Below are 15,893 nucleotides of genomic sequence, written 5' to 3'. Positions count from 1 at the left end.
TTTCTGCATCCATTCCACCGCGCTCGACCGTTTAGCACAATCGAGTAGTTCTACACGATTCGTGAAGCCTGACTACCGCAACGGACGGCTCTCGGCATTCTCGCGGCAACGCCGCTCGTAGACTGGGTATCGTGCCCGCCAGCCAGATCCACCTCGTCCGTCACGGCGAGGTCTTCAACCCCGACGAAGTGCTCTACGGGCGGCTGCCGAACTTCGGGCTGTCCGATCTCGGCAAGCGCATGGCGAAGGCCGCGGCCGACGACCTGGTGGCGCGCAACCGCCCCATCACGGCGCTGTACACGTCTCCGCTCCAGCGCGCCCGGGAGTCGGGGCAGCCGATCGCGCACGCCCTCGGCCTGACGCCGGGCATCGAAGAGCGCGTCATCGAGCCCACCAACGCGTTCGAGGGGCGACGGATGCGCGGCCCCGGCGGCGCCCTTCGCGACCCCCGGATGTGGCGCTTCCTCTGGAACCCGTGGCGCCCGGCCTGGGGCGAGCCGTTCAAGGCGGTCTCCGCCCGCATGCTCGCGGCGATGACGGATGCGCAGTCCTCCGTCGACGACGGCGACGTCGTGCTGGTCAGCCACCAGCTCCCGATCTGGATGGCGCACCGCACCATCGTCGGCGAGCCGTTGCCGCACGACCCGCGCAAGCGGCGTTGCGCGCTGTCGAGCATCACGAGCTTCCAGTGGCGCGACGGCCGGTTCGTGGAGGTCGGCTACTCCGACCCCGCGGCGGCGCTCGCCGCATCCGCCACCGATGTGGGGGCGGTGTGATCGGCACCCGTCCCTTGCGCGTCGCGGTCGCGGCGGTGCTCGCCGCCACTGCCCTGGTGCTCGCGGGCTGCAGCAACGACCCGCTGGCGCAGCAGTACCTCGAGGGCAGCAACAAGAACTACATCTCGGGCGACGGCAGCATCACCGAGGTGCCCGTCGCCGACCGCGGGGACGCGGTGAAGTTCTCCAGCACCGACGAGAACGGCGATCCCGTCGATTCCAGCGACTACGCCGGCCAGGTGCTGGTGCTCAACTTCTGGTACGCCGGATGTGCGCCCTGCCGCGCCGAGGCGCCCGCACTCGCCGAGCTGAGTGAGAAGTACGCCGATCAGGGCGCATCCTTCCTCGGGGTCAACGTGCGCGATCAGGTGCCCACCGCGGTCGCGTTCGCCAAGACCTACGGCGTCGACTACCCCTCCGTCGTCGACACCGACGGCGCCATGCAGCTCGCTTTCACGGGCACGGTGGCGCCGAACGCGGTGCCGACCACACTGGTGATCGATCCGGAGGGGCGGGTGGCGGCGCGCATCCTCGGCCAGCTGACCGACCCCACCATCCTCGACACGTTGATCAAATCGAACCTGCCCGGTGGCGACAGCGGGGAGCCGGTCGCGACGCCGACTGCGACCCCGGCAGCCGCCGTCTCCGGCGGATCGAGCTGACCCCGTGGGCAACCCCTTCGCCGAGGTGGTGCTGAGCGGTCAGCTGCTCCTCGCCATTCCGATCGCGCTGCTGGCGGGTCTGGTCTCGTTCGCCTCGCCGTGCGTGCTGCCGCTCGTGCCCGGCTACCTCGCCTACGTCGGCGGCATCTCCGAGGTGGGTGCGGCCGGCACTGCGGCCCGCAAGTCGGCGCGGCGGCGGATGCTTCTCGGCATCGCTCTGTTCATCCTCGGCTTCTCCGCGGTGTTCCTCGCCTACTCGGCCGTGTTCGGTGCGCTCGGCACCTGGCTCGTGGTGTGGCAGGACTGGATCACCCGCATCATGGGCGTCGTCGTGATCGCGCTCGGGCTCGTGTTCATCGGCCAGTTCAGCTTCCTGCAGCGCACCTTCAAGCCCGCGTGGCGTCCGGCGACGGGACTTGCGGGTGCGCCCATCCTCGGCATCGTGTTCGGTCTCGGCTGGACCCCGTGCATCGGCCCGACCCTCGGCGCGATCCAGGCGCTCAGCCTCACCAGCGGCTCGGCGTGGAGCGGCGTGCTGCTCGGCCTCTTCTACTGCATCGGCCTCGGCCTGCCCTTCCTGCTGGTGGCTCTGGGGCTCAACTGGGTGACCAGTTCGGTGGCGTTCCTCAAGCGTCACATCCGCGCGATCAACATCATCGGCGGTGTGCTGCTGGTGGCCATCGGCATCCTCATGGTCTCGGGCCTCTGGACGATCTGGATCTACGAGATGCAGGCGGTGATCAACGGCTTTGTCGCGCCCATCTGATCACTACGAGTCGCCGGATGCGGGGGGCGGTTCGCCCGACGACGCCGGTTCCGACGGGGTCACCCTCCCGCGCCTCGGGCCCGTCGGCTGGCTGCGCTGGTTCTGGCGCCAGCTCACCAGCATGCGCACCGCGCTCTTCCTGCTGCTCCTGCTCGCGCTCGCCGCGGTGCCCGGATCGCTCGTGCCGCAGCGCGCCGCCGACCCCAACGGCGTCACGCAGTACTTCGTCGACAACCCCGATCTGGCGCCGTTCCTCGACAAGCTGCAGGTCTTCGACGTGTACACCTCGGTGTGGTTCTCGTCGATCTACCTGCTGCTGTTCATCTCGCTGATCGGCTGCGTGATCCCGCGCACCAAGCACCACTTCGAGGCCCTGCGCGCCAAGCCGCCGCGCACGCCGGCGCGGCTCTCGCGGCTGGCGGGCTTCACCACGCGCGACCTGGCGGCGTCGTCGGCTGACGGCGGGTCGGCATCCGTCACGCCGGCCTCGGTGATCGAGTCGGCGCGGGCGCTGCTGAAGCGGCAGCGGTATCGCACGGTCGTGTTCACGAGCGTCGACCGGCGCACCGGAGGCGACGTCGTGTCGGTGTCGGCCGAGCGCGGCTACCTGCGCGAGACCGGCAATCTGGTCTTCCACTCGGCGCTCGTCGGCATCCTCATCACCGTCGGGTTCGGCGGCGGCTTCGGCTACAACGGCAACCGCGTGGTGGTGGAGGGGCAGACCTTCGTGAACACGCTGCTCGCCTACGACACCTTCAATCCGGGCCGGTTCTTCACCGACAGCGCGCTCTCGCCCTACGCCATCACGCTCGACTCGTTCTCGGCGAGCTACGAGACGCAGTCACTCAAGGCGTTCGGCCAGCCGCTCGACTACACGGCGGCCGTGACGACGACGGATGCGTCGGGCACGACCTCGTCGGCCGACATCAAGGTGAACAGTCCGCTGAAGATCGGCGGCACCGACGTCTACCTCCTCGGCAACGGCTATGCGCCGACGATCACGATCCGCAACCCGGCGGGCGACGTGGTGTTCACCGACTCGGTGCCGTTCCTGCCGCAGGACTCCTCGCTCACCTCGCTCGGCGTCGTCAAGGTGCCCGACGGGCTGCCGGAGCAGGTGGGGTTGATCGGGTTCTTCTATCCCACGCAGGCGCAGGCGCAGTCGGGGGTGTACTACTCCTCCTTCCCGGAGCTGCAGTACCCGGTGCTCACGCTCAACGTGTACGAGGGCGACCTGGGGCTCGACGGCGGGGTGCCCGCGTCCGTCTACACCCTCGACACCGACACCATGACGCAGCTCACCGGCGGTGACACCGGGGTGGATTCGATCGAGCTGAAGCCGGGGGAGACGACCGAGTTGCCGAACGGACTCGGCACGGTGTCGCTCGACGACGTGAAGCGGTTCGCCTCGTTCGAGGTGCACCACGACCCGACCCAGGGGTGGGTGTTGCTGTTCGCGGTGCTCGTGCTCGGCGGGTTGTTGACCTCGCTGTTCGTGCCGCGCCGGCGGGTGTGGGTGAAGGCGGCCGCGCGAGCCGACGGAACCGTGCACGTGGAGTACGCGGGGCTCGCTCGCGGCGACGATCCGCGGCTGGCCGAGGCGGTGGCGGCGCTCGCGAACCGGCATGCGGACGGCTTCTCCTCCACATCCTCTTCGCCCGATTCGCCGTCCACAACTGCGCCGGCACCCGAGACCCCGACCGACCCGAAGGCTTAGGCTCTACCTGTGACAACGCAAACCCTCGACGAGATCTCCGTCATCCTCATCTACTCGGCCATGGCCGTGTATGCGCTGGCCTTCGTGGCATTCGCGCTCGACCTGGCCCGGCGGTCGTCGACCGTGCGCAAGGCGACCGAGGCCGCGGAGGGCGATGTCGCTGCGGTGCCGGCGGCGGTGGGAGCGGAGTCGGGGCGCGTGGGGATGCTCGAGGCGGCAGCTGCCGGGTCGGCAGCTTCTTCGGCGCGCTCGGGGTCCGGTTCGGAGTCGGGGGCCGCGGGCGGGTCGAGTCTCGTCTCGCTCGCCGGGGTCGATGCGGCGGGCAAGCGGTCGATGGCGTTGCGCCTCGGCGTCTCGTTCACCATCCTGGCGTGGGTCATCCAGCTCGGCGGGGTCATCCTCCGTGGCATCGCGGCGTCGCGGGTGCCGTGGGCCAACATGTACGAGTTCTCCATCACCGGGACGCTCCTCATCGTGGCGGTGTTCCTGGTGCTGCTCATCCGCGAAGACCTCCGCTTCCTCGGCACCTTCGTCACCGGTCTCGTGCTGGTACTGCTCGGCATCTCGACGGTCAACTACTACGTGAGCGTCTCGCCGCTGCCGCCGGCGCTGCAGTCGGCGTGGCTCGTCATCCACGTGCTGGTCGCCATCCTCGGCACCGCGTTCTTCGCCCTCGGCGGTGCGCTGTCGATCATCCAGCTGCTGCAGACGAAGGGCGACTCGGTGTCGCGCATCGCGACGGCGCTGCGGCTGCGCTTCCTGCAGACCCTGCCCGACTCCGACACCCTCGAGCGCCTGGCCTACCGGGTCAACATCGTGGGCTTCGTGCTCTGGACCTTCACGCTGATCGCGGGCGCCATCTGGGCCGAGCGGGCCTGGGGGCGCTACTGGGGCTGGGACACCAAAGAGGTGTGGACCTTCATCATCTGGGTCATCTACGCCGGCTACATCCACGCCCGGGCCACCCGCGGCTGGCGCGGCTCCCGCTCGGCGTGGCTCGCCATCGTCGGCTTCTCGGCCGTGCTGTTCAACTTCGGTGTGGTGAACATCTTCTTCAAGGGCCTGCACTCCTACTCGGGCCTGTAGGCCGCGCGCCCGGGGGCGGATGCCGCTGGGCGGCGGAGTGGCTACGGGCGCTGCTCGGCTGCGAGGAGGGACCAGCAGCGGGTGACCCGCTCGCGCCACCAGAGCTCACGGTCGGGCGACGCACGGTGCAGGGCGAGCAGAGACGGGTCGACCTCCGGGCGCCTCACGGGGATCAGGCCGCCGTGCGGCACGAGGCTTTCGGTGGCGGGCACGACGTCGCCCGTGAAGAGGTCGACCGTGGCGAGCCCGCAATCGTACTCGAGGGTGGGCAGCGCGGCGGCGAGGTGCGCGCCCATCGCGATGCCGACGGAGCTCTCGAGCGCCGACGACACCACGGCGGGCAGGCCGGCTTCGCGCACGATGCGGAGCGCCCGCGTCACGCCGCCGAGCGGTTGCGCCTTCACCACCAGGAGGTCCGCGGCGCCCGCGCGCGCCACCGCCAGCGGGTCGCTCGCCTTCCGCACGCTCTCGTCGGCGGCGATCGGGATGCCGAGGTAGGCCACCCGCTCGCGGATCTCGGCGAGCTCCGGCACCGTCGCGCACGGCTGCTCCACGTACTCGAGGTCGAACTCGCCGAGGCGGTGGATGGCGTGCTCGGCCTCGTCGACGTTCCAGGCGGCATTCGCATCGATCCGGATGCGTCCCTCCGGCCCGAGCACTTCTCGGGCCGCGCGCACGCGGGCCACGTCGTCGTCGAGGGTCTGGCCGCGTTCGGCGACCTTGACCTTGACGGTGCGGCAGCCGTCGTAGTGGCTCAGCACGCGGCCCACCTCGTCCGCGGGGACCGCGGGCAGGGTCGCATTCACCATGATCTCGGTGCGGTGAGCGGCGGGCAGAGCCGCCCAGCCGAAGTCGATCGCGCCGCGGAGCCAGGTGGCGGCCTCGGCGTCGTCGTACTCGGGGAAGGGGGAGAACTCCGTCCAGCCCTCCAGGCCTTCGATCACCGCCAACTCACGGAGGGTTTGCCCGCGGAAGCGGGTGTGCAGCGGGATCGCCACCACGTGCATCCGTTCGAGCAGATCGTCGAGGTCGGGAAGCGGCACCGCATCATCCATCACTCCACAAGTCTCGACCTCAGCGGAGTTCTCCACAATTTCCGGCCCACCCGAACCGCCCCGGTGGCACCGCGTAACCTTGCAGCATGACCGATCGCACCACCGTCTCCGACATCTTCGACCCCGCCGAATGGGTCGTCGCGCCCGGCTCCGAGGGCTTCACCGACATCACCTATCACCTCGACCGGGAGGGCCGGGTGGCGCGCATCGCCTTCGACCGGCCGGAGGTGCGCAACGCCTTCCGCCCCAAGACGGTCGACGAGCTCTACGCGGCGCTCGACGACGCGCGGCAGAACCCGCGGGTGGGGGTGGTGCTGCTCACCGGCAACGGTCCGAGTCCCCGCGACGGTGGCTGGGCGTTCTGCAGTGGCGGCGACCAGCGCATCCGGGGGCGCGACGGCTACAAGTACTCCACCGACCAGACAGCGAAGGGCATCGACACCGCGCGCGCCGGGCGCCTGCACATCCTCGAGGTGCAGCGGCTCATCCGCTTCATGTCGAAGGTGGTGATCGCGGTGGTGCCCGGCTGGGCGGCGGGTGGCGGGCACTCGTTGCACGTGGTGTGCGACCTCACCATCGCGAGCGAGGAGCACGGCCGGTTCAAGCAGACCGATGCCGATGTGGGATCGTTCGACGGCGGGTACGGCAGTGCCTACCTCGCGCGTCAGGTCGGGCAGAAGGTGGCGCGGGAGATCTTCTTCCTGGCCGAGGAGTACAGTGCACGGCGAGCGTACGAGATGGGCGCGGTGAACGCGGTCGTGCCGCACGAGGAGCTCGAGCGTGAGGCGCTGCGCTGGGCCAGGGTCATTCTGGGCAAGTCGCCGACGGCCATCCGCATGCTGAAGTACGCGTTCAACGCCGTCGACGACGGGCTGGTGGGGCAGCAGGTCTTCGCTGGTGAGGCGACGCGCCTGGCCTACGCGAGCGACGAAGCGGTCGAGGGTCGCGACTCCTTCCTCGAGAAGCGCGCACCCGACTGGTCCGCCTTCCCCTACCACTACTGATGGTCGCCGTCGCAGCCGATGTCGTCCGCGCGGCGCTCGTCGAGGAGTCAGGAGTGGAGTCGTGACGCGGGTGCTCGAGGTGCTCTACGGGGCGGATGCGGCGGAGCTCAGCGCCGCGCTCCGTCGCGCCCTGAGCAACGACGGTGCAGCGATCCTTCCGCGTGAGGCGGGCAGCGACCGTCGGTCGTCCGGCGGGGAAGCCCCGCTCGGCGATCCGCAAGGGGACGGGGGTGCGACCTTGCCCACCGACGTGCCGAAGGCTGTCGCATTGGTGGTCGAGACGTCGGGCTCGTCGGGAGCGCCCAAACGCGTCGCGTTGAGCACGGACGCGTTGCTCGCCTCGGCGGCGGCCGTCGAGTCCGAACTCGGCGGGCCGGGGCAGTGGCTGCTGGCGCTGCCGACGCACTACGTCGCGGGGGCACAGGTGCTGGTGCGCTCGATCGTCGCCGGAACCGAGTCCGTCGTGCATCCGCCCGGTCGCTTCTCGGCGCACACCTTCGCCGCGCTCGCCGACCAGCTCGACGCGCCGCTCCGGTTCACCTCCCTCGTACCGGCCCAGCTCGCGCGGCTCGCGACGGTCGCCGAGCGCGACCGGGGCATCCGCCGCTCCGTCTCCCGGCTCGACAGCATCCTCATCGGCGGCCAGGCGCTGCCGGCGGCGCTGTACGAGCGCGCCATCGACCTCGGGCTACGGGTCGTGCGCACCTACGGCGCCAGCGAGACCGCCGGCGGCTGCGTCTACGACGGCCGCCCGATCGGCCAGACGGTGGCCCGCATCAGCGATGGCGAGATCGAGCTCGCCGGCCCCACCCTCGCCGAGGGCTACCTCGGCGACGAGGAGCTCACCGCACGCACCTTCCGCTTCGACGAGGGCGTGCGCTGGTACCGCACCGCCGACAGTGGCAGCATCGTCGACGGTCTGCTGCGGGTCACGGGCCGGGTCGACAACGTCATCATCTCCGGCGGGGTGAAGGTGTCGCTCGACCGGGTCGAGCGGGTGGTGCAGACGCTGCCCGGCTTCGAGCAGGCGGTGGTCGTCGCCCAGACCGACGAGCGGTGGGGTCAGTCGAGCGTGGTGGTGACCGATGCGGCGGTGCCGGCGAACGCGCTCGACCAGGTGCGCGGCGCCGTCATCGACGCCGCGGGGCGCGCTGCGGCACCCGTCGCGGTGCGCCGCGTCGAGCGGCTACCACGACTGTCGTCCGGCAAACCCGACCGGGTCGCGATCGCCAGGTCGCTCCAAGGCCCCGCTGACTAGAATCGGCCCCGATGTCCAGAACCAAGAAGCGCCCCTCGGGTCATCCCGCGCGCGTCAACGCCGTCCGTAGCAGCACGCCCGCCGCCCGTCCGGCCGGCCCACGATCGGCGGCCGGCGCCTGGATCGCGGGTGCGCGACTTCGCACACTTCCCCTCGCGATCGCACCGGTCGCTCTCGGCACCGGCGCCGCGATGGTCGACACGGTCGACATCTCCAAGCTGCTCGTGCTGCTGTGTCTGCTCGTCGCCGTGTTCCTGCAGATCGGTGTCAACTACGCCAACGACTATTCCGACGGCGTTCGCGGCACCGACGACTTCCGGGTCGGGCCACCGCGACTCACCGGCTCCGGCCTCGTGCCTGCCAAGCGCGTGCTCGCCGTGGCGCTCGTGTTCTTCGGCCTTGCCGCCGTCGCGGGCCTCGCCATCACCGTCATCACCGGGCACTACTGGCTGCTCGCCATCGGCGCGGCCGCCATCGCGGCGGGCTGGTTCTACACCGGCGGCAAGCATCCGTACGGCTACTACGGCCTCGGCGAGGTGTTCGTCTTCGTGTTCTTCGGGCTGGTTGCCACAGCCGGCACCACGTTCATCCTGGCGGGCGACATCAACGACGAGGCGTGGTTGGCGGGGATCGCCGCCGGCTCGATCGCCTGCGCGGTGCTGATGGCCAACAACATCCGCGACATCGAGCAGGACAAGCTCGTGAAGAAGCGCACCTTGGCCGTGCTGATCGGCCGCACCGCCTCCCGCGTCGTCTACGTGGTGTGGCTCGTGATCGCGTATGCGATCCTCTGGTTCTTCTCGCTGCTGTTCCCGCTCGCGCCGCTGGTGTTCTTCACGCTGCTGCTCACGGGGCCCGCCGTCATCATCATGCTCACCGCCAAGAAGCCGCGCGAGTTCGTGACCGTGCTGCAGCTGACGAGCTTCGCCGGTCTGCTCTACGGCATCGGGCTGGGGCTCGCCTTCGGCTACTAGCGGCGCGCCGCAGTGGAGCGGCGCGCCTCAGAAGTTGATCATGTGGCCCGTGAGCCCGTGGAACCCTTCCTGCAGCGCCTCCGAGAGCGTCGGATGCGTGTGCACGTTGCGCGCGAGCTCGGTGGCGGTGAGGTCCCACTTCTGCGCGAGGGTCAGTTCGGGCAGCAGCTCAGAGACATCCGGCCCGATCATGTGCGCACCCAGCAACTCGCCGTACTGCGAGTCGGCCACGAGCTTCACGAAGCCCACCGGCTCGCCCAGACCGTGTGCCTTGCCGTTCGCCTGGAACGGGAACGACACCACCTTGATGTCATGGCCCTCATCGCGCGCCTGCTGCTCGGTCAGTCCGAACGACGCGACCTGCGGCTGGCAGAAGGTGGCGCGCGGCATCATCCGGTAGTCGCCCAGCGCCTGCGTCTCGGCGCCCGCGATGGTCTCGGCCGCGACCACGCCCTGCGCCTCGGCGACGTGCGCGAGCTGAAGCTTCGCGGTGACATCCCCGATGGCGTAGATGTGCGGAACGTTGGTGCGCATGAACTCGTCGATCGCGATGGCGCCGCGCTCGGTGAGGGCGACACCGGTCTTCTCCAGGCCGTAGCCCTCCACCCGCGGCGCGAAGCCGATCGACATGAGCACCTTGTCGGCCTCGATCGAGCCCTGCGAGCCGTCCTTGGCGGTGTAGGTCACCGTCACCGACGACCCGTTGTCGACCACCGTCTCCACCTTGGTGGAGGTGAGGATGTCGATGCCGAGCTTCTTGTACTGCTTCGCGATCTCCTTCGACACATCCGCGTCTTCATTGGGCAACGCGCGATCGAGGAACTCGATGATGGTCACATCGACGCCGTAGTTCTTGAGCACGTAACCGAACTCCATGCCGATGGCACCGGCGCCGACGATCACGATGGAGCGCGGCAGGTCGCGGGTCATGATCTGCGTCTCGTACGTCACGACGTTGTCCGAGAGCTGCACGCCGGGGAGCAGGCGCACGGTCGAACCGGTGGCGATGATGGCGTCGTCGAAGGTGATGGTCTCCCGGTGACCGCCGGCCAGCTCGACATCGAGGGTGTGCGCATCCGTGAACACGCCGTGGCCGTCGAACTCGGTGATCTTGTTCTTCTTCATCAGGAAGTGCACGCCCTTGACGCGGCCGTCGGCGACCTGGCGGCTGCGGTCGAACGCGGCGCCGAAGTCGAAGGCCACATCGCCCGAGATGCCGAACTGCGCGGCCTGGTGCGTGAAGATGTGGGCGAGTTCGGCGTTGCGCAGCAGCGCCTTCGACGGGATGCAGCCCACGTTCAGGCACACACCGCCCCAGTACTGCCGCTCGACGACCGCCACCGACTTGCCGAGCTGCGCTGCGCGGATGGCGGCGACGTAGCCGCCGGGGCCGGCTCCGAGCACGACGACGTCGAAGTGTGCGGGCATGATCTCTCCTTGTGTCACGGGAACGGGTGGATGGAAAGCCTTCAGGGGCGCGGCTCGTCGGCGGCGCCGTCGGCGCCCGTCTGGCGCTGTCCGGCGTGGTCGACGGCATCGTCTTCGACACTCTCGTCCTCGCTGGCGACGCTGGGCCGGCCGGCCGAACGCCCACGATTGGCGCGCGCTTCGTACAGTGTTCGCGACGCCTCGTCGCGGGGCTTCCGGAGGAAGATGATCGAGATGCACAACGAGATCAGCGCCGCGATGACGGCAGCCAGCCACGGCGTGATCTGCAGCAGCAGCAACACCACCAGGACGACCGCGAACAGCCCCAATCGGATGAGGGTGTACACGAGCCAGGTGCGTCCGGGATTCACGTCTTCGAGTCTACGGCGCGCAGCCTGACCGCCTCCCGCCAAGGCGTTCGCCGCGGGCGGATCCGAGCCGCGGAACGGGTCAGGATGCGGTGGGGAAACACGCAGTGCACTCCCGGATCCCGGGGGTACAGTTACTCCATGGCTCGCCTGCTCCTTGCTCTCGTCATCATCGTGGTGGCGTTCACGGTGTATGCGCTCGTCGACTGTCTCATGTTGCCGAAGTCGCGGGTGCGAGCTCTTCCCCGCGTGGCCTGGTTCTTCATCATCCTGCTCTTCACGCCCATCGGCGGAATCCTGTGGCTGCTCATCGGTCGCGGCCGGCGCGTCACCTCGCCGCCGGTGCGGGCGATCGGTCCCGACGACGACCCCGACTTCCTCGGCACGATGCGGCCCATCCGCGACCCGAACGAAGACGAGCGCATCCGCGAACTGGAGAAGCGCCTCGCCGAGACCGACGACGAGCAGGACAACGGCAGATCCGAGCGGTGAGGGCAGCACCGTGACGGCCAGCGCGGCCGCGACGTTCGCCACCCGCCTCGTGCGAACGTTCGCCGACCTCGGGGTGGAGCACGCCGTGCTGTCGCCGGGTTCGAGATCGCAGGCGCTCGCGCTCGCGCTCGCCGAGCTCGAGCAGCAGGGCCGCATGATGCTGCACGTGCGCATCGACGAGCGGGACGCCGCGTTCACCGCCTTGGGCATCGCCCGCGAGAGCGGCCGGCCGGCGCTGGTCGTGACCACCTCGGGCACCGCCGCCGCCAACCTCCTGCCGGCCGTCGTCGAGGCCTCCCACTCGGGCGTGCCGATGATCGTGCTGACGGCCGACCGCCCGGCCGCCCTCCGCGGCACCGGCTCGAATCAGACCACGTGGCAGCCCGGACTGTTCGGGCGCTTCGTACAGGCGGAACGAGACGTTCCCGCTCCGCTGCCGGACGCGATCCCGGATGAGCGGGAGCTGGCCGTGTTCGCCGTCGCCGCCGCGGTCGGCGCACCGCGTGGCAGCATCGGGTCTCCCGGACTCCAGGCCGGCCCGGTGCACATCAACCTGCAGTTCGTCGAGCCGCTCTCGGGAGCGCTGGAGGACGACGCGCCGCAGCCGCAGGGCGAGACCTCGAGCGCGGCCGGTGCCATGGCAGAGCCCCGCGCATCCGCTGCCCTGCAGCTCGAGCGGGGTCCGCGCACCGTCGTGATCGCCGGGGCGGATGCGGGCGAGGCCGCCAACGAGTTCGCCCTGCACGCGGGGTGGCCGCTCATCGCCGAGGTCTCGAGCGGCGCCCGGTTCGGGCCGAACCTCGTCGCTGCGTACCGGGAGTTGCTCGGGCATCCGGAGTTCGGCGGGCGCGTGGAGCGGGCGGTGGTGTTCGGGCATCCGACGCTCAGCCGCCAGGTGCCGGCGCTGCTGGCGCGCGACGACGTGACCGTCGTGGTGGTGCGCGGGCCCGGCGAGCCGGTGCTGCCGCGTGCCGACGCGGTCGTGGCGGATGCGGTGACCGCCGACCCCGAAGATCGATCCGACCGCGCAGCTCGCGCCTGGACGGGCCAGTGGGTGTTCGCGAGCCGCGAGCTGCTCGAGCAGGCGGGCGCCGACGACGACGTGGCCGCGCCTCTGGTGGAGCGGGGCGCCGCGGGCGACTACGAGGGACAACGCGCGTTCGCGCGCGCCGAACTCGCGGCGTTGCGGGCGCCGATCACCCGACGGGCGCTGGCGCTCGCGGTGTGGCGGGCCAGCTGGCCGCACGATCGGCTGGTGCTCGGGGCGTCGCGGCTCATCCGCGAGCTCGACGCGGTCGCACCGGGCAAGCGGATGCGCGTGCACGCCAACCGGGGCCTCGCGGGCATCGACGGCACGGTGTCGACGGCGATCGGCATCGCTCTGGCCAGCCAGAGCGCGGTACGGTCGGCGGTCGGCGGCGCGGCGTCGGGTGCCGGCGTCTCCGGGCGGGAGCGTGCGGGCACGACCCGGGTGCTGCTCGGCGACCTCACGCTGCTGCACGATGTGGGCGGTCTGCTGCTCGGTGCGGGGGAGGTGCGGCCGCGCATCCAGCTCATCGTCGGCAACGACGGTGGTGGCACGATCTTCGATTCGCTCGAAGTGGCGGCGACGGCCCCGCCGGCCGCGTTCGATCGCGTGCTGTTCACGCCGCAGCAGACCGATCTGGCGGCGCTCGCCGCGGCGTACGGCTGGGAGCACCGTCGCGTGACCGGCCGCGGCGACCTCGACTCGGCGCTTGCTTCGCCGCCGGCCGGGCCGAGCGTGCTCGAAGTGCCGTTGGAGCGCTGAGGGCGCATCCGCTCCTGCACATTCGCCGTCCCTGGTCTGGGTGCTCACAATTCCGTCGGGAACGGCGGGATGTCGGCGGCGCGAACTAGGCTCGTCACGTGACCCAGACATCCGCCTCCATCGCACTCGACACCCTCAGCCGGGTCTTCGGGTACGACTCGTTCCGCGGAGACCAGGCGGAGGTCATCGACCACGTCATCGGCGGCGGCGATGCCGTCGTGCTGATGCCGACGGGCGCCGGCAAGTCGCTGTGCTACCAGGTGCCGTCGCTGGTGCGCTCGGGCACGGGCGTTGTCATCTCGCCGCTGATCGCGCTCATGCACGATCAGGTGGAGGCCATGAAAGCCGTGGGCGTGCGCGCGGCCTTCCTCAACTCCACCCAAGACGCGGGCGAGCGGGCACAGGTGGAGCGCGCCTACCTCGACGGCGAGCTCGACCTGCTCTACGTCGCACCCGAGCGGCTCTCCGCCGAGAGCACGAAGCGTTTTCTCGAGAACGGCGAGATCGCGCTGTTCGCGATCGACGAGGCGCACTGTGTGTCGCAGTGGGGGCATGACTTCCGGCCCGACTACCTAGCCCTGGCCGAGCTCGCCGAGCGCTGGCCGACAGTGCCGCGCATCGCGCTCACCGCCACCGCCACCGAGGCCACCCACAAAGAGATCACCGAGCGGCTCTCGCTCCGCGATGCGCGGCATTTCGTGGCGAGCTTCGACCGGCCGAACATCCAGTACCGCATCGACCCGAAGGGGGAGGTGCGCCGGCAGCTGCTGTCGTTCATCCGCTCCGAGCACGAGGGCGAGGCGGGCATCGTCTACGCGCTCTCCCGCAACACGGTGGAGAAGACCGCGCAGTTCCTCGCCGAGAACGGCGTCGACGCCATGCCGTATCACGCGGGGCTGGATGCCCGGGTGCGGGCTCGCACGCAGGCGCGGTTCCTGCGCGACGAGGGGGTGGTGATCGTGGCCACCATCGCGTTCGGCATGGGGATCGACAAGCCCGACGTGCGGTTCGTGGCCCACATCGACCTGCCAAAGTCGGTCGAGGGGTACTACCAGGAGACCGGTCGCGCGGGGCGCGACGGTTTGCCGTCGACGGCGTGGATGGCCTACGGGTTGAACGACGTGGTGCAGCAGCGGCGCATGATCGACGAGTCGCCGGGTGATCTGGCGCATCGGCGGCGTCTGTCGGCGCATCTGGATGCGATGCTCGCCCTCTGCGAGACGGTCAGTTGCCGCCGGGTGAACCTGCTGGGCTACTTCGGGCAGAAGAGCGAGCCGTGCGGCAACTGCGACACCTGCATCACCCCGCCCGAGGCGTGGGACGGCACCATCGCAGCCCAGAAACTGCTCTCGACGGTGGTGCGCCTCGACCGCGAGCGCAACCAGCGCTTCGGGGCGGGGCACCTCGTCGACATCCTGCGCGGCAAGCGCACCGACCGGGTGGCGCAGTGGCGGCACGACGAGCTCACCACCTGGGGCATCGGCACCGAGCTCAGCGAGCAGCAGTGGCGCGGGGTCGTGCGGCAGCTGCTCGCGCAGGGGCTGCTCGCGGTGAACGACGACGGGTACGGCACGCTCGTCATCACTCCTGAGAGCGGTTCGGTGCTGTCGGGGGAGCGGACGGTGCAGCTGCGGCGGGAGCCCGAGCGGGTTGCGTCGAGTCGCAGCGGGGGCGGCAGTGGCGGCAGCGGGTCCCGGGGCAGTCGTGGCTCGACCGCGAAGGCCGAGCTCTCGAGCGACGACGCGGAGCTGTTCGAGCAGCTGCGGGCGTGGCGGGCCGCCACGGCCAAGGAGCAGGGCGTGCCTGCGTACGTGGTGTTCCACGACGCGACGCTCGCGACGGTCGCGGCGCTGCGGCCGACGAGCATCGCCCAGCTCGAGGGCATCTCGGGCATCGGCGAGCGGAAGCGGGAGGCCTACGGCCCGGGACTCATCGCCACGATCGTGGCGGGGCAGTACACGCCGGGTGCTGCGCCCGACGGCGAAGCGGGTGCCGGGTCGTCATCGTCCCGAGCGTCCGGCGGCGCGACGGCCGGTTCGTTCGGCTCGCGCACCGGGGGCACCGCGTCGTCGTCTTCGGGCCGGCGGACCGGCGGCGCGTCCGCTTCGCGTTCCACGGTCCCCTCCTTCGACGGCGTCGACGCCCCCTTCCACGACGACGAGGCGCCGCCCCCCGACGACTACCCGCCGTTCGACGACTTCCCACCCGACGACCCGTACGGCCCCTGACCCGACGCCCCGCCGGGAGCCACGGCGACCCAGCCGCCCGGCCTCCCGCCGGTTACCACCGCCCTGGCGAGCGCGCTCAGGCGTGCGGCCCTCCCGGCGGGCGCCACCGCCCTGGCGGGCGTGACCAGGCGTGCGGCCCTCCCGGCGGGCGCCACCGTCCTGGCGGGCGCCACCGTGCTGGTCGGTGCCACACTCTTGGTCCGCGCCACTCCACTGGACGGCGGCACTGTCCTGCTCCGCGGCACCGCCCCGGTGGGCGCCACTGTTCCGCCGGCACCCCCTCCTGGCCG

14 protein-coding genes are annotated in these 15,893 nt (G+C 70.6%); 11 read left to right on the top strand and 3 right to left on the bottom strand.

Annotated elements, in window-relative coordinates; translation table 11 throughout:
* Positions 1-131: 131 nt before the first annotated feature.
* Genes AC3WLB_RS07155 through ccsB form a run of 5 tightly spaced genes read left to right on the top strand, consistent with a single transcriptional unit; the run spans position 132 to position 5,007 of the window.
* Positions 132-776, top strand: coding sequence for a histidine phosphatase family protein (locus tag AC3WLB_RS07155; protein WP_492504553.1), 645 nt, complete (start codon positions 132-134; stop codon positions 774-776).
* Positions 773-1,438 (top strand): TlpA disulfide reductase family protein, encoded by a 666-nt coding sequence (locus tag AC3WLB_RS07150; protein WP_492504551.1) that lies wholly within the window; start codon positions 773-775, stop codon positions 1,436-1,438. The genes AC3WLB_RS07155 and AC3WLB_RS07150 overlap by 4 nt, the downstream gene beginning before the upstream one ends.
* Positions 1,439-1,442: 4 nt before the next feature.
* Positions 1,443-2,204: a cytochrome c biogenesis protein CcdA gene (locus AC3WLB_RS07145; RefSeq protein ID WP_022896902.1), complete on the top strand. Its 762-nt coding sequence runs from the start codon at positions 1,443-1,445 to the stop codon at positions 2,202-2,204.
* On the top strand, positions 2,188-3,921 hold the full coding sequence (resB, locus tag AC3WLB_RS07140) for a cytochrome c biogenesis protein ResB (protein WP_022896901.1): 1,734 nt from the start codon (positions 2,188-2,190) through the stop codon (positions 3,919-3,921). The genes AC3WLB_RS07145 and resB overlap by 17 nt, the downstream gene beginning before the upstream one ends.
* A gap of 9 nt (positions 3,922-3,930) precedes the next feature.
* Entirely contained in the window at positions 3,931-5,007 is a 1,077-nt protein-coding gene (ccsB, locus tag AC3WLB_RS07135; protein ID WP_022896900.1) for a c-type cytochrome biogenesis protein CcsB, read from the top strand.
* A 41-nt stretch (positions 5,008-5,048) separates the two neighbouring features.
* Here the strand turns inward: ccsB and AC3WLB_RS07130 are convergent, their stop codons facing one another.
* Positions 5,049-6,062, bottom strand: coding sequence for an o-succinylbenzoate synthase (locus tag AC3WLB_RS07130; RefSeq protein ID WP_492504685.1), 1,014 nt, complete (start codon positions 6,060-6,062; stop codon positions 5,049-5,051).
* Positions 6,063-6,148: 86 nt separating this feature from the next.
* On the opposite strand from AC3WLB_RS07130, the gene AC3WLB_RS07125 reads away from it, so the two are divergent.
* From AC3WLB_RS07125 to AC3WLB_RS07115, 3 genes are all read left to right on the top strand, one after another.
* Positions 6,149-7,066 (top strand): 1,4-dihydroxy-2-naphthoyl-CoA synthase, encoded by a 918-nt coding sequence (locus tag AC3WLB_RS07125; protein ID WP_492504548.1) that lies wholly within the window; start codon positions 6,149-6,151, stop codon positions 7,064-7,066.
* Positions 7,067-7,127: 61 nt separating this feature from the next.
* Positions 7,128-8,324 (top strand): AMP-binding protein, encoded by a 1,197-nt coding sequence (locus tag AC3WLB_RS07120; protein WP_492504546.1) that lies wholly within the window; start codon positions 7,128-7,130, stop codon positions 8,322-8,324.
* Between the two features lie 11 nt (positions 8,325-8,335).
* Positions 8,336-9,298 carry a 1,4-dihydroxy-2-naphthoate polyprenyltransferase gene (locus AC3WLB_RS07115; RefSeq protein ID WP_022896896.1) on the top strand — a complete coding sequence of 321 codons (963 nt, stop codon included), beginning with the start codon at positions 8,336-8,338 and terminating at the stop codon, positions 9,296-9,298.
* A gap of 27 nt (positions 9,299-9,325) precedes the next feature.
* Here the strand turns inward: AC3WLB_RS07115 and lpdA are convergent, their stop codons facing one another.
* Positions 9,326-10,726, bottom strand: a complete 1,401-nt coding sequence (lpdA, locus tag AC3WLB_RS07110) for a dihydrolipoyl dehydrogenase (protein ID WP_492504544.1) — start codon at positions 10,724-10,726, stop codon at positions 9,326-9,328.
* Between the two features lie 41 nt (positions 10,727-10,767).
* Positions 10,768-11,097 carry a DUF4229 domain-containing protein gene (locus AC3WLB_RS07105; protein ID WP_492504542.1) on the bottom strand — a complete coding sequence of 110 codons (330 nt, stop codon included), beginning with the start codon at positions 11,095-11,097 and terminating at the stop codon, positions 10,768-10,770.
* A 138-nt stretch (positions 11,098-11,235) separates the two neighbouring features.
* Here AC3WLB_RS07105 and AC3WLB_RS07100 point away from each other — a divergent pair, with 138 nt between their 5' ends.
* The 3 genes from AC3WLB_RS07100 (at position 11,236) to recQ (ending at position 15,603) form a co-directional block, all read left to right on the top strand.
* Positions 11,236-11,586, top strand: coding sequence for a PLD nuclease N-terminal domain-containing protein (locus AC3WLB_RS07100; protein WP_492504540.1), 351 nt, complete (start codon positions 11,236-11,238; stop codon positions 11,584-11,586).
* Positions 11,587-11,596: 10 nt separating this feature from the next.
* Entirely contained in the window at positions 11,597-13,375 is a 1,779-nt protein-coding gene (gene menD / locus AC3WLB_RS07095) for a 2-succinyl-5-enolpyruvyl-6-hydroxy-3-cyclohexene-1-carboxylic-acid synthase (protein ID WP_492504538.1), read from the top strand.
* Between the two features lie 98 nt (positions 13,376-13,473).
* Positions 13,474-15,603 (top strand): DNA helicase RecQ, encoded by a 2,130-nt coding sequence (gene recQ, locus AC3WLB_RS07090; RefSeq protein ID WP_492504536.1) that lies wholly within the window; start codon positions 13,474-13,476, stop codon positions 15,601-15,603.
* Positions 15,604-15,893 lie beyond the last annotated feature (290 nt).

It is taken from the genome of Herbiconiux sp. FW305-C-125 (genome assembly GCF_058783455.1).
The sequence above is the reverse complement of the archived record's forward strand: the minus strand, read 5'-3'. Positions and strand labels throughout refer to the sequence as shown.